The sequence below is a fragment of the Natrinema sp. CBA1119 genome, assembly GCF_002572525.1.
Lineage (GTDB): Archaea > Halobacteriota > Halobacteria > Halobacteriales > Natrialbaceae > Natrinema.
The window spans coordinates 1,435,310-1,447,248 of record NZ_PDBS01000001.1 but is presented as its reverse complement, the minus strand read 5'-3'; the positions used below and the strand labels follow the sequence as shown (position 1 = coordinate 1,447,248).

General features: G+C 64.7%; 13 protein-coding genes. 6 read left to right on the top strand and 7 right to left on the bottom strand.

Annotated elements, in window-relative coordinates:
• Positions 1-87 precede the first annotated feature (87 nt).
• On the top strand, positions 88-996 hold the full coding sequence (locus tag CP556_RS07095; RefSeq protein WP_098724975.1) for a ketopantoate reductase family protein: 909 nt from the start codon (positions 88-90) through the stop codon (positions 994-996).
• A 148-nt stretch (positions 997-1,144) separates the two neighbouring features.
• On the opposite strand, the gene CP556_RS07090 is transcribed toward CP556_RS07095, so the two are convergent.
• Positions 1,145-1,510: a NifU family protein gene (locus CP556_RS07090; RefSeq protein WP_098724974.1), complete on the bottom strand. Its 366-nt coding sequence runs from the start codon at positions 1,508-1,510 to the stop codon at positions 1,145-1,147.
• A gap of 81 nt (positions 1,511-1,591) precedes the next feature.
• On the bottom strand, positions 1,592-1,909 hold the full coding sequence (locus CP556_RS07085) for a DUF5783 family protein (RefSeq protein WP_098724973.1): 318 nt from the start codon (positions 1,907-1,909) through the stop codon (positions 1,592-1,594).
• 258 nt (positions 1,910-2,167) lie between these two features.
• Between CP556_RS07085 and CP556_RS07080 the strand changes: the two genes are divergently transcribed.
• Complete coding sequence (locus CP556_RS07080) at positions 2,168-2,560, top strand: hypothetical protein (RefSeq protein ID WP_098724972.1); 393 nt, start codon at positions 2,168-2,170, stop codon at positions 2,558-2,560.
• A gap of 26 nt (positions 2,561-2,586) precedes the next feature.
• Here CP556_RS07080 and CP556_RS07075 read toward each other — a convergent pair whose 3' ends face one another.
• From CP556_RS07075 to CP556_RS07065, 3 genes are all read right to left on the bottom strand, one after another.
• Positions 2,587-3,396 (bottom strand): DUF7260 family protein, encoded by an 810-nt coding sequence (locus CP556_RS07075; RefSeq protein ID WP_098724971.1) that lies wholly within the window; start codon positions 3,394-3,396, stop codon positions 2,587-2,589.
• Positions 3,393-4,322: a DUF7551 domain-containing protein gene (locus CP556_RS07070; protein WP_098724970.1), complete on the bottom strand. Its 930-nt coding sequence runs from the start codon at positions 4,320-4,322 to the stop codon at positions 3,393-3,395. The genes CP556_RS07075 and CP556_RS07070 overlap by 4 nt, the downstream gene beginning before the upstream one ends.
• A 1,296-nt stretch (positions 4,323-5,618) precedes the next feature.
• Positions 5,619-7,475: a sensor histidine kinase gene (locus tag CP556_RS07065; RefSeq protein ID WP_098724969.1), complete on the bottom strand. Its 1,857-nt coding sequence runs from the start codon at positions 7,473-7,475 to the stop codon at positions 5,619-5,621.
• Between the two features lie 408 nt (positions 7,476-7,883).
• Between CP556_RS07065 and CP556_RS07060 the strand changes: the two genes are divergently transcribed.
• Positions 7,884-8,639, top strand: coding sequence for a PHP-associated domain-containing protein (locus CP556_RS07060; RefSeq protein WP_098724968.1), 756 nt, complete (start codon positions 7,884-7,886; stop codon positions 8,637-8,639).
• Positions 8,640-8,820: 181 nt separating this feature from the next.
• On the opposite strand, the gene CP556_RS07055 is transcribed toward CP556_RS07060, so the two are convergent.
• Both CP556_RS07055 and CP556_RS07050 read right to left on the bottom strand, forming a co-directional pair.
• On the bottom strand, positions 8,821-9,696 hold the full coding sequence (locus CP556_RS07055) for an ABC transporter permease subunit (RefSeq protein ID WP_098724967.1): 876 nt from the start codon (positions 9,694-9,696) through the stop codon (positions 8,821-8,823).
• Entirely contained in the window at positions 9,693-10,682 is a 990-nt protein-coding gene (locus CP556_RS07050; RefSeq protein ID WP_098727313.1) for an ABC transporter ATP-binding protein, read from the bottom strand. Before CP556_RS07050 ends, CP556_RS07055 begins: the two co-directional genes overlap by 4 nt.
• Positions 10,683-10,784: 102 nt before the next feature.
• On the opposite strand from CP556_RS07050, the gene CP556_RS07045 reads away from it, so the two are divergent.
• From CP556_RS07045 to CP556_RS07035, 3 genes are all read left to right on the top strand, one after another.
• Positions 10,785-11,126: an ArsR/SmtB family transcription factor gene (locus CP556_RS07045; protein ID WP_098724966.1), complete on the top strand. Its 342-nt coding sequence runs from the start codon at positions 10,785-10,787 to the stop codon at positions 11,124-11,126.
• Between the two features lie 5 nt (positions 11,127-11,131).
• The gene (locus tag CP556_RS07040) at positions 11,132-11,455 is read left to right on the top strand and encodes a hypothetical protein (RefSeq protein ID WP_098724965.1); all 324 of its coding nucleotides are present in this window, start codon (positions 11,132-11,134) and stop codon (positions 11,453-11,455) included.
• Between the two features lie 123 nt (positions 11,456-11,578).
• Positions 11,579-11,938 carry a DUF7521 family protein gene (locus CP556_RS07035; protein WP_098724964.1) on the top strand — a complete coding sequence of 120 codons (360 nt, stop codon included), beginning with the start codon at positions 11,579-11,581 and terminating at the stop codon, positions 11,936-11,938.
• Position 11,939 lies beyond the last annotated feature (1 nt).

Below are 11,939 nucleotides of genomic sequence, written 5' to 3'. Positions count from 1 at the left end.
ACGGAGGACTGAGCGCGGCCCGGAACCACGAGCCGCGGCCGCCCATCGGACGACATCGTTTTCACTCCACTCGTTCCACCTCGTGTCATGGATATTGTCGTCTTCGGGGCCGGCAGCCTCGGCAGCCTCGTCGGCGGACTGCTCGCGCGCGAACACGACGTGACCCTCGTCGCGCGCGAGGACCACGCTCGCGCCGTCCGCGAGTCGGGACTGCGCCTCGAGGGCGCGATCAACAGCGGTCCCTCCCGTGTTTTCCCCGTTGCGACGACCGACGGGGCCGACCTCGAGGCCGACCTCGCCGTCGTGACTGTCAAATCCTTCGACACCGCATCAGCCGCGGAAACGCTTGCGACGGGCGCTTTCGACGCGATACTCTCGCTGCAAAACGGCATGGGGAACGAAGCGACGCTCGCGGCGCGACTCGAGGCCCCTGTACTCGCCGGGACGGCGACCTACGGCGCGATCCTGCGGGATCCGGGCGTCGTCGAGTGCACGGGACGGGGCGACGTCGTTCTGGGCGCTCGAGCCGGCAAGTCCTCGGCGCTCGCGGACCGGATCGGCGAGGCCTTCGTCGCGGCCGGCCTCGAGACGACCGTCGCCGAGGACATGCCCCGTCGTCTGTGGGAAAAGCTCGCGGTCAACGCCGGGATCAATGCCGTCACGGCGCTGGCGGACGTCGACAACGGGGCCATCCTCGAGGCGCCGGCCGACGACCTCGCCCGGGCGGCCGCTCGCGAGACGGCGCGGGTCGCCCGCTCTCGCGATGTCGACCTGTCGAACCGCTCGGCACTGGCTGCACTCGAATCCGTCGCGACGGATACGGCTGCGAACACGTCTTCGATGCGCCAGGATATCCTGAGCGGGCGGCGCACCGAAATCGATGCGATCAACGGCTATGTCGTCGATCGCGCTGCTCAGGCCGGGCTCGAGGTGCCGGCGAACCGGACGCTCACGACGCTGGTTCGAACGTGGGAACGCGGGCGCGACCTTCGGTGAGCCGTTATCGGTTGCACGCACCGATCGCCGCGGAAGTCGGCGTCGGTCGGCGTGCGAACGAGCCATCGACCGCGATTCAGAGACCGTCCGGTGGCTCTCGCCGTTGAAAATAGCAAAATACCAGTTCGAATCCGCGCGGGAAGACGGGTTAAAACGGTGCTTCCGGCCCTTCGTCGACCTCGCCGCCGTCGTCGTCGACGGTCTCGCCGGGGAAGGACGGACTCATGCCGCCCATCTCTTCTTCGCCGCCGTCCATACCGGTAGAGGCGTTGACTTTCTCGATCTCGGGGATCTCCTTGACCATCCGGCTCTTGATCGCCTGAATCGTCATCGGCGAGATTCCGCAGCCACTGCAGGCGCCACCGAGGGCGATGCTGACTTCGCCGTTCTCGCGATCGATGTCCTGAATCGCTGCGCTGCCGCCGTGCATCTGGATCTGCGGGAAGTTCCGTCGCAGGAAGTTCGTCACGCGGTCCTCGAGGTCGTCCCCGTCGTTCTGGGTCTCGGTGCTCATAGAAACTCCTTGGGTATCAGCCCCCCTAAACCTTCCGTCCTTCATGTTCGGCTGCCGGCGTCGGTGACGGCTGTACCTCCGTCAGACGAAGCCAAAGACGCGCTGTAGTTCGGTTTCGATCTCTTCGACGTGGGCCTCGAGCACGGTTTCGAAGCGCTCCTCCTCGACGAGCACGTCGGAGAGTCGTCCGTGGGGGTCGTTGGGGAGTTCGATACGGAACTCGCCGTCCCCTTCATAGAACGGTTCGCTCTCGTTCAACACCTGCTGGTCGATCGCGTGGACGAGCTGGGAGTCGTAGCGGTCGTTCATCCGGTTGAACGCGTTCTTGTACGCCTGCTGAAGTTCGGGGAAGTAGTTGGCATACTTGTCCTCGAACTTTTCGGGATCGAAATCGGCCATATCCGAACCGAGGGGAGGCGACGACAAAAGTCGGACGATCATCCCCTTCGAAGGCGGTCCGTCGCCCTGGGGTCGTCCCCGGCTCACTGCGCTGCTCGAATTGGGTCCTGAGAGAGGCGACAACTCGAGCCGTCGTCGACCCGTCGGAGTCCAGTAGTGGGTCCGTATACCACTCAGCTTACACTGTAGGGGAGCCCTATATAGGAGCCGGCTTGCGCAAGCGGAACGGACACCCCCGTTCTCGGCGACTCCGAGACTATGGTCACTGACCAGGACCCTATTCCTCCCGAGGCGTTGCCACCGAGGTGGGGTCTGGCGGAACTCTGTGACGATCAGTTCGTCTACCGGCACAGCCGGCCACCGATCGAACTGATCGCGGATTGCACCCTCGCCGATCGATCCCATCCGGGACTCGGCCTCTGTCGGTGCTGGGAGCTTCGCTATCGGTACTTTCTCACGGATCGCACGATTTGCCGCTCGATCGGCCGCGTCTCGACCCGCCGAGCCGCTGTCGATGGCCTGCTCGAGTGCATGCGCAGTATCCACGAGACCGTCGCGACGGCCGACGACCCAGTCGCGGTGGGGGAGGTGCTCGAGAACGTCTCTCTCGGCGACCTCATCCCGAACGGCCTCTCCCGGCCGTCGGCGTAATCGCGTCGTACTGCCGGTTGGAACGTCTAGACGCGTCGCGTCAGCTGCGAGCGCACCGCCCGCTGACACCCCTCGCAGATGCCGTACAGTCTCGTTCCGGTCGACAGCAGCGGATACCGAACGGAGAGGGCCGAATAAACCGATCTGACCACCGTTCGGTATCGGGTTCCGCCCGGCCCGTAGCGATTGGTCGACTCGCTAAACTGCGCTTGCCGCCGGTCGATGCGCGCCTCGAGTCGGTCCCGGTACTCCTCGAGTCGCTCGTGTTTCGCCTGCAACGCGTCGAAGTTACACTGTAGGAGCGATTCGCCGGCCGTGGCCTGCAGCCAGTCGACGATCTCGTCGATCTCCTCGATCGCCGTCTCGAGCGCGGAGCGCTCGCGCTGGAGAAGTTCCTGCAGCGATTCGACCTCGCGCCGTCTGGTCGAGACCGCTTCGAGGACGGCACATTTGAGCGCCGGCGTCCAGCCGTTTTCCGTCACGAGTGCGACGGCGATGTCTTCGGTCAACTCCGCCGCGATCGTCTCGACGAGCGTTTCCTCGGCGTCGCAGTCGGCGACGCTGTGCGGGCGGACCGTTTCGGCGAACGCCTCGCGGACGGTAACACAGCGACCGATCGGTGTCGACGGGGTCGATCCCTGCGGCGGGGGTGCTTGCGTCACCGTCGTCGATAACGCGGGTGCCGTCTGCTGGGGCTGGACCGATCCGGGCTGCTCCGCCGGAACAGCTCGAACGCGCTGTGCGAACGTTTCGAACGCCGTTCCGCGGTCACGGACCGCGTCTCGTTCCTCGCCGACGCACTCGAGCGCCCGGTGGACGGCCGTCGATCCCGTCACGGGTCACCTCGCGTGCAGACGAGGCCACCCGTCGCCTCCTCGTCGTTCGTCAGGACGAACTGCCAGTCGCCGTCGCCGAGAGCGGTGACGTCCGTTACGCCGAGTTCGGCGGTCGACGTTGCCGTCCGACGCAGGACGTCGATCCCGATCGGTAGCGTCGGAAACCGCCGCTCGCCGCACTCGATGGCGTATCCCCGCAGGGAGACGGTCCAGGCGTCGCCGCCGGTCGCGTCGCTCGAGTCGCGCGTGACGCCGTACGCTCGGATCAGCGACAGCGAGTCCAGGAACTCGAGGCTCGTCGCGACGGGATCGTCTGCTGAGTCGACCGGCGAGAGGTTCGCCGCTGCCGCCTGCAGTACCCGCGTTCGTTCGACCGCGTCGAGGTGACACTCGAGCTCCGACGCCATCGTCTCGAGCAACACCAGACAGAGCGTGTCCCGGTCGGTCGTCGCTTCGGCCGCGGCCAGATACGTCTCCATGATCGCGCGCTCGGCGTCGTCGTGGTCGCGGGCCGAAAGGGCCTCGAAGACGGCACCGGAGACGTCGTGGCAGAAGCTGATCAGCGGGGACTCCTCCCGCCCTCGCTTCGCTCGACCGTTCGGCGACTGTGCCCCCGCGTTCGCGACTCGTCGGTTCGATCGCCGCCGCTCACCGTTCGCGGTGGAACCGGCGTCCGCGTCCGCCGCTCGAGCCTGACAGACGATCGGATCGTAAAACGGGAGTCGCGGATCGTACCGCCTGAGCGCGGCGCGATACTGTTCGGTCGCCTGTGCGGCGTCCGCCGCGTCCGGGCGGGTCGCGAACCGCTGGCCGGCGACCGGGACGGGCCGTTCGCCGGAGCGGGCACAGACGACGTAGTACGCTCCGTCGTCGCTGGCCAGTCGTTCGATGTGCTGGCGAATCTCTCTGAGTGTCGTTCCGACCATGGGTTCCTCCACTGGTCCGTCGTGGACTGCGGATCACTGTTTGCGAACCGGCACGCTCGACGGCCGAGCAGTTGCCGCCGGTCGGATCGTCTCCGCGGTATCGCAGACGGACGCGTTATTCTTTAGGCCAACCTAAAACATAATAAGCCCATCGGAGTTTCGACGTTTCTTCGTCCGCCACTGTGGACTACCGTTTGGGGGGAATACTCTCGATTCGATATAGCACTATGGATTTTATCATTTAAAATACAGTGCGGAACTACACGAAGAAGGCGTCTTCCCGTTGCTGAACTCGTTCCCATCGCGGTCGGTGTGGATGGATTCATCGGTTACCGTCGCTAGCCGCTTTCTCGTCGCCGTGATCGTTTATCGGCGTTCCATCGACCAAACCGGACTGTGCTCCGTTTCACCCTCGAGTCCGCGACTCGGGGACGAACCGTCTGTGCTTGGCTGTCCACACGGCGAACCGGCAGGCCGCGTCGCTCTCGAGTATCGTCGATCGCTAGCGGTTGGAACGTGTGATACGGCACCGCTCGACGGTATTCTGCTAGCCCGACTGCGAGGGATCGCGTCACCTCAGCGCGGGACCGAACGACGTATCGAATCAGCGTATTTAGGGCCATAACTGCTGTTCACCGCTAGTGTGGGGTCACTGCAGACCGTGCCTCGCGTCGAACGCGTAGGCGCGATGAGAGGGTATGCAGACTCTCGATCGAGCCTGCGATAGTACAGATCGAGACCGATTACCCCCGTTTTTCACTGCTCGTACGGGTCCGCATGGATACCCGCAGGTCATCTCTTCCCCTCGAGTCGATCAGCGCTGGGACCGCGCTCTCGAATCCAAACCCTGGGACTGGTCGAGACCGACTACCGTGATTTGTCGCCGGGAGGAGGACCGATCGCTCGCTGCGCAAACGACGAACTGGTTCAGCGTGAAACCGTCACTCACCGGACGCCACTCGTTCCGTTTAACGGGCGTTCCGGAGCCCGGTCACTGATTCCCGTTGGGGAGACGTCCCAACCGATCGATACGCCCGATCGCGACTGGGATTCGGTTACGAATCACGCGTCAATCGGCCGCTTAGATGCGTTTCGAACTGTGTTGTACCGATCCTCCCGTCCACCCGTTCTCGTGAAACATATATCTTATATCGCTATATCGAATTTCTCGAGCGGATGTAACCGCGACCGAACGCAACGGGCAGTCGCTGCGCCGCCGATCCTTCGGGTACGAGCGACTCGTTCTCGTCCTAGCTATGGGGCCGACGAGCAGTTCCTCGACCAGCGTCGGATCGCTCACTCGACATCGAGCACCTCGAACCGCGCGCCGCCCTGCGATGAGTCGACGACGGCGAGCGACCAGCCGTGGGCTTCGACGATCGTGCGGACGATCGCGAGTCCGTATCCGGAACCGGAGCCGGTACTGACGCCGAAACGGAGGACGTACTCCCGCCGCTCGAACGGAATCCCCGGTCCGTCGTCCTCGACGTAGAAGCCGACTCGATCGGGCAGCGGGCTCGAGGTGTCCGGTCTCGCGGTCGCCCGGGGAGCGTCGTCCGCTTCGAGCGTCCCGACGCGGACCGTCGTCGCGCCGGTTTCCGTTGTGGATTCCACGCGCTGACTGCTCGCCGAACCGCGTTCGCTACCGTCGCCGACCCGTGGTCGACTGCTCGCGGAGCCGTGCTCCACACAGTTCTGAAACAGGTTTTCGAACGCCTGCTGGAGCCGACGCGGATCGGCTCTCACCGTGCGCGTCGATTCGACGACGAGGGTGAGATCGTGGGTGTCCACGACGTTCCACGCGGCCTCGGCGACGGTCTCGAGGTCGCACTCGATGGGCGATTCGACGTCAGTGCTCTCCCTGGCGAGTTCGGGGAGTGCTGCCGAGAACTCTCGGAGGCGGTCGTGGACCGTTTCGAGCTCGTCGAGCAACTGTTCGAGTTCCGGATCCGTCCCCTCGAGGTCCGCGCGAACGAGTTGTAACAGGCTCTCGCCGGTGGCTAACGGGGTCGCGAGATCGTGGGAGACGACGCTCGCGAGCCGTTCGAGCTGTTCGTTTTTCAGCTCCAATTTCGCCGTCTGCGTCTCGAGCGCGTCGTTCTTGGCGGCGAGTGCGTCCCGCTGGTTCAGGTGGACGGTGATATCGGTCAGCGAGACGATGGCCCCTCGAGAGCCGGCCGCTCGCTCCGGAGCGATGGCTCGACACTGCGCGAGGAACCGCCGCGTTTCGCCGTCGACCGGTAGCGAGCACGAGACGGTGGCCTCGAGGGGGAGGTGAAACGGTTCACCGTCGGAGAGTTCAGCGGGAAGGACGGTTTCGGCAGCCACTCCCTCGAGCGGTCGATCCGCGCCGAGGACCGAGTGTGCGCTGGCGTTGGCCTCGAGGATCCGATCGTCCGGGCTGATCGCGAGAACGGGATCGTCGAGCGTTCGGAACACGCGCTCGTGGGCGATCGGGACGAACGTCGTCAGGTCCGTCCGCAAGACGAGGGCCGCGAGCGGGATCCCGACGAGCGTGAACGCGAGCGGCGTCGGATCGATTTCGGGGACCGGCCTGACACCGATGTGGTAGGCACCGTTGACGAGCCACGGTGTGAGCGCACATGTCAGAAGGACGGCGGATTGGCGTCTGTAGAGCCGGTTGTTCGTGAGCGCCGCATCAACCAGCAGTCCCGTTCCGATCAGTAACAGCATATACGAGTAGGCGACGTTGACGACGTGCCAGGGGCCGGGCTCCGTCTCGAGGAACGGCCGGCCGCCGACCTCGGTGAGCGAAATCGAACTGTAAAACAGCGAGTGATGCCGTGCAGTGAAGACGAATCCGAGCGTCAGTACGGGAACGACTGACAGTAACGCGATGCGTCGTCCGGAACCCCATTCGCTTCGGTCGGTGTATCGAAGAGCGAATACGAGCCAGGTGATCGGCGCGAAGACCACGCTCACGTACGATAGTTGGGTGAATCGCAGTTGCCAGCGCACCGTTTCCGACATGAGCGTTCCGACGTGGGTGGCCGACCAGACCGCCATCGTGAGCATGAACAGGCCGAACGCGAAGGCCGGGCGACCCGACTCGTTCCGGACGAGCAACCAGACGGCGACGCTCGTGCCGACGATCGCCGATAACAGAGCCGAGAACGTCACGTAACTGTACATGTTCTCCCCTGTGACGTGACAGGGTGAGTGCGTATACCAACGTATCGGTTCCTCGGGTCAGCTATCGTTCGTCTCGCCGTCCTCTTCCGTAGTCGACTATTGCGGGTACCATTACGCACCGATCTGTCGATTATGGCGATTCCGTGGCTGGTACTCGCCGAGAGAGAGAGAGAGAGAGAATGTATGGTCGCCGAGAGGGCCGATCGCGTTCGTCTCTTGGGACGACCGGAACTGCGGACGGTTCTCTCGAAGTATTCCACGCTTACCGTCGTCGACCCCAGTATACTGCGTTCTGAGCGGTGTCGACCGGCGAACTGCGATCCGGATGCGACCGGTAGCATAGTCTTTAAGCGCGACAACAAGCTATTGGTGGTAGCGACTCCGATACCCCTGACTCTGGAACCCTCTATGACCACGCAGATTCCGTTCGCGATCGACTTTCACGTCCACTCCGACGACTCCTACGACGGGCACGAACCGATCGAACTCATCCTGGAGCACGCCGCGGATATCGGACTCGACGGGGTGGTCATCACCGACCACGATGAGATCGACGAATCGCGGCGCGCCGCCAACCTCGCGCCCGAGTACGGACTGATCGGAATCCCCGGCGTCGAAGTTTCGACGCGACACGGCCACCTGCTGGCGATCGGCGTCGAGAAACGCCCCGATCCGGGGCAGCCGTTCATGGAGACCGTCGAGACTGTCCGCGACCTGGGCGGGGTGGCGATCGTCCCCCATCCCTTCCAGCGCAGTCGCCACGGCGTCCGGAAACGCCACATCGACGACGCCGACGCGATCGAGACCTACAACTCGATGGTCTTTACGGGCTACCGCAACCGGCGGGCCCGCACGTTTGCCAGCCGTCGAGACTATCCACAGATCGGTGCCAGCGACGCTCACTACCTCCCCAACGTGGGTAAAGCCTTCACCGAAGTCATCGTGACACCCGACACGGCGGCCCCGATGAAGGCGGATATCGACGGCGACGAACTCATCGAAGCCATCCTCGAGGGGCGAACCCAGATCCGCGGCAAGCGCACACCGATTCGCAAGAGTGCCGTCCAGTACGGGAAGGGTGCGGTGCGAAAGACGGCGTACATGTTCACCTCGCGCGCGCCGCTGTTGCCGACGGTGCCGGCCTCGATGGACAGATCGACCTGAATCGACGGACGGTCCGCTTGACTGTTGTAGCACGTCCGTAGACATCTCGAGCGTCTGCTTACGCTGGAATAGGGGGTGTCACGTTCTCCTCAGCCGACTCAGACGGACTCCGTTTTGTCAGTTCCGGCGCACCCACGACCCGCCAGACGGGTTCGCCGGGACATCGGGACAGCAGCCCGTCTCAGAGATCGGTTCGCTCGAACCGATAGTAGCCGATCGCGACGGGGACGGCCAGCCAGAACAGCAGGACGACGACGCCGAACCACTCCTGCAGATAGAACGGCGCGTCACCGGGGTAGCGTTCGGCAGGCGTCATTCCGTAGGCCTCCATCGACTGGAGTCCGTACTGGAACTGGAAGGGAAATATCGACCCCTCGACGACCTCGTTGGCCAGGTTCGTGTACGCGAAGATCGGATTGAACTGATCGAGCACCAGGTACCACGTCTCGGCTTCGACCGGCGGCCCCTCGTCGTAGAGGAGGTGGTAGGGCCCGGCGGTGAGCAGTTCCCACAGCGCGACGAACACCATGTAGAGTCCGACGACGATGGCCATCGACTTGCCCCGCGTGGAGACGGCCGCGGAGACGCCGACGGCCAGACCGACGAACGTCGTCCCGAACAGCAGCGAAATAGCGGCGAAACCCAGCCAGTCAACGAACGGGACCGAGCCGAAGAAGACGGCGCCGAGAACGAGCGAGACGAGGAACGCGAGCGCGACGGCGAGTCCGACGACGGCCGTGCGACCGAGCAGTTTCCCGAAGAGGACGTCGGTCCGGTTCGGCGGCAGCCCCAGCAGGAGCTTGATGCTTCCCGACCGTCGCTCGCCGACGACGGCCATGTAGCCGGCGATCAGCGCCGCGACCGGGAGGATCACCTGCAGCGGCGTGCCGAGGAAGCTGAGAACCTCGGCCGCAGTGACGTCGTCGACCGTGTACCAGATCGCGACGTAGCCGATGACGACGAGCCCGACGAGCAGGCCGATCAGCGACCAGAGAAGTTTCGACCGGCCGGCGTCGTCGAACTCCTTGCGGGCGACGGTGGGAACGTGCGAGGTCATCGTGGCACCTCCGTTTCCGTCTCGAGCGCAGCCCCATCGCCCGTCCCGGAGCGCGCGTCAGTCCCAGTTTCGCTCCCTGAACCGTTCGTCAGCGCCGTGAACAGCGACTCGAGCGAGACCTCCTCGATCCGCAGATCCTCGATCGTCGCGCCCGCGTCGTCGAGTGCGGTCACGACGCCGGCCTTCGCGGTCGGATCGGTGATCGTACACTCGAGGGTGCGCCCGGACGCGGTGACGTCGGTGAGGCCTCGAACGTCGGCGGCCACCGCCCGCAACTCGGCGGCGGGGCCCGAGAGCGCGAGCGTCATCGTCGCGCCGCCGCCGATCTCATCACGGAGTCCTTCGATCGTGTCGACGGCGACGAGTTCCCCCTCGTTCAACACGCCGATTCGGTCACAGACCGCCTCGACGTGCTCTAAGATGTGACTCGAGAAGAAGACGGTCGTCCCCCGTTCGGCCTCGCTGCGGACGAGTTCCTGCATCTCGCGGATCCCGTGGGGATCGAGTCCGCTCGAGGGCTCGTCCATGATCAGCAGGTCGGGGTCGCCGACCAGCGCCATGCCGGTTGCGAGCCGCTGGCGCATCCCCTTCGAGTAGTCGCCGGCCGGTCGTTGGGCGTCCTCGGCCGAAAGGCCGACCCGCTCGAGGATCTCGTCCGGATCGTCGCTGGCGGCTTTCGTCTTGCTGGCGAACTCGATGTGGCGCCGACCCGAGAGGCGCGGATAGATGTCGAACCCCTCGGGGAGGACGCCCACGCGGGGACTGATCTCGTCGGCATCGGTCTGTGCGTCGTAGCCCAGCACCGTTGCCGACCCCGCCGTCGGGCGCGCGAAGTCCAGTAGCATGTTGATCGTCGTCGACTTCCCCGCCCCGTTCGGGCCCAGGAAGCCGAACACCTCGCCGTCGTCGACGGTGAGATCGAGGTCGTCGACGGCGGTGAGGTCGCCGTACTCCTTCGTCAAGCCTGACGTCTCGATCGCGGTCATCTCGGTGGCCACTACACGGCGGTGGTACATAATGCACCAATCACGATTTCACGGTCAGAAACTGTGGGATCTTTTATATCATCCGTTCGTACGAACGGTCGAATGACCGACGATGAGGAGCGAGAACTGCTCGCGTTGCTCGACGACGAGTACGCGCGCCGCATCCTCATCGCGGCCAGCGAGGAACCGATGTCCGTCGAGCGCCTCACCGACCGCTGTGACGCGTCGCCGCCGACGATCTACCGGCGGATCGATCGGCTCACAGCGGCGGGCTACCTCGACGAATATCAGGAGCTCGATCCCGATGGACACCACTACAAGACCTACAGCACGCGACTCGAGCGCGTGGCGATCGAGATCACCGAGGGCTCGATGGAGTTGGACGTGTACCGCCGCGAGGAAGACCCGGCTGACCGGTTCACCCGGTTGTTCGAGGATCTCTGATCCCCATGTTCGGACCCGTGCTTCAGACGATCGAGGGCGAGGGCGGTGCAGTGACGATCGCGATCGCCGTCTTCGTCGGGCAGGCGGTCGCGTTCGTGATCGCCTGCTGGATCGCAAAGCGGTCCTACGACGGCTATCGAGACGCCCGCCGGCCGTCGCTGCTCTGGCTCGCGCTCGGTATCGCGCTACTGGCCGCGGTGCCGACGGTCGTCCGATTCCTGCTCCCGACGCTGCTCGGCGCGTCGTCGCTGACGACGACCGTCCTTGCGACCGCGAGCGAAATCGTCGGACTCACCGCGATCCTCTACACCGTCTACGGTCGACCGTGACACGATCGCATCGATCGAATCGAACACGTCGAGTACACCGATCACACCGCGTACGACAACGACGACACAAATGAGAACCGTTCCGTTCGACGCCGCGCGCGCCGACCGTCCGAGGTGGGATCGATGAGCGCGAGCAGCGCTGCGTTCCTCGAGGCCGACCGCGTTGTCACACTTCTCCTCGAGACGGCGGCGCTGGGCCTCGACGAGACGACGACGATTTTCTTCGTCGGGCTGGCGAGCGCCGCGCTCGGCTCGGTCGTCACGTGGACGGCGTATCGGGGCTACGCCCGCAACAACAGTCAACCGATGCTGTTCCTGGCCGTTGGGGTCGCCTTCCTTACCGCCATCCCGTTCGTGCTCGCACACCTGATCGATTGGACCACCGACGCGACCGACGCGACGGTGTTACTCGTCGTCACCGTCTGTCACCTGCTCGGACTGCTTGCGATCGTTCGCTCGTTCAAGAGACCCGATTCGAGATGAG

Coding starts and splice junctions, on each gene's coding strand:
- CP556_RS07070 (WP_098724970.1), bottom strand. CDS start 4,322: ATGGTCGGAACGACACTCAGAGAGATTCGCCAGCACATCGAACGACTG.
- CP556_RS07035 (WP_098724964.1), top strand. CDS start 11,579: ATGAGCGCGAGCAGCGCTGCGTTCCTCGAGGCCGACCGCGTTGTCACA.
- CP556_RS07045 (WP_098724966.1), top strand. CDS start 10,785: ATGACCGACGATGAGGAGCGAGAACTGCTCGCGTTGCTCGACGACGAG.
- CP556_RS07065 (WP_098724969.1), bottom strand. CDS start 7,475: ATGTACAGTTACGTGACGTTCTCGGCTCTGTTATCGGCGATCGTCGGC.
- CP556_RS07060 (WP_098724968.1), top strand. CDS start 7,884: ATGACCACGCAGATTCCGTTCGCGATCGACTTTCACGTCCACTCCGAC.
- CP556_RS07040 (WP_098724965.1), top strand. CDS start 11,132: ATGTTCGGACCCGTGCTTCAGACGATCGAGGGCGAGGGCGGTGCAGTG.
- CP556_RS07090 (WP_098724974.1), bottom strand. CDS start 1,510: ATGAGCACCGAGACCCAGAACGACGGGGACGACCTCGAGGACCGCGTG.
- CP556_RS07080 (WP_098724972.1), top strand. CDS start 2,168: ATGGTCACTGACCAGGACCCTATTCCTCCCGAGGCGTTGCCACCGAGG.
- CP556_RS07085 (WP_098724973.1), bottom strand. CDS start 1,909: ATGGCCGATTTCGATCCCGAAAAGTTCGAGGACAAGTATGCCAACTAC.
- CP556_RS07055 (WP_098724967.1), bottom strand. CDS start 9,696: ATGACCTCGCACGTTCCCACCGTCGCCCGCAAGGAGTTCGACGACGCC.
- CP556_RS07050 (WP_098727313.1), bottom strand. CDS start 10,682: ATGACCGCGATCGAGACGTCAGGCTTGACGAAGGAGTACGGCGACCTC.
- CP556_RS07095 (WP_098724975.1), top strand. CDS start 88: ATGGATATTGTCGTCTTCGGGGCCGGCAGCCTCGGCAGCCTCGTCGGC.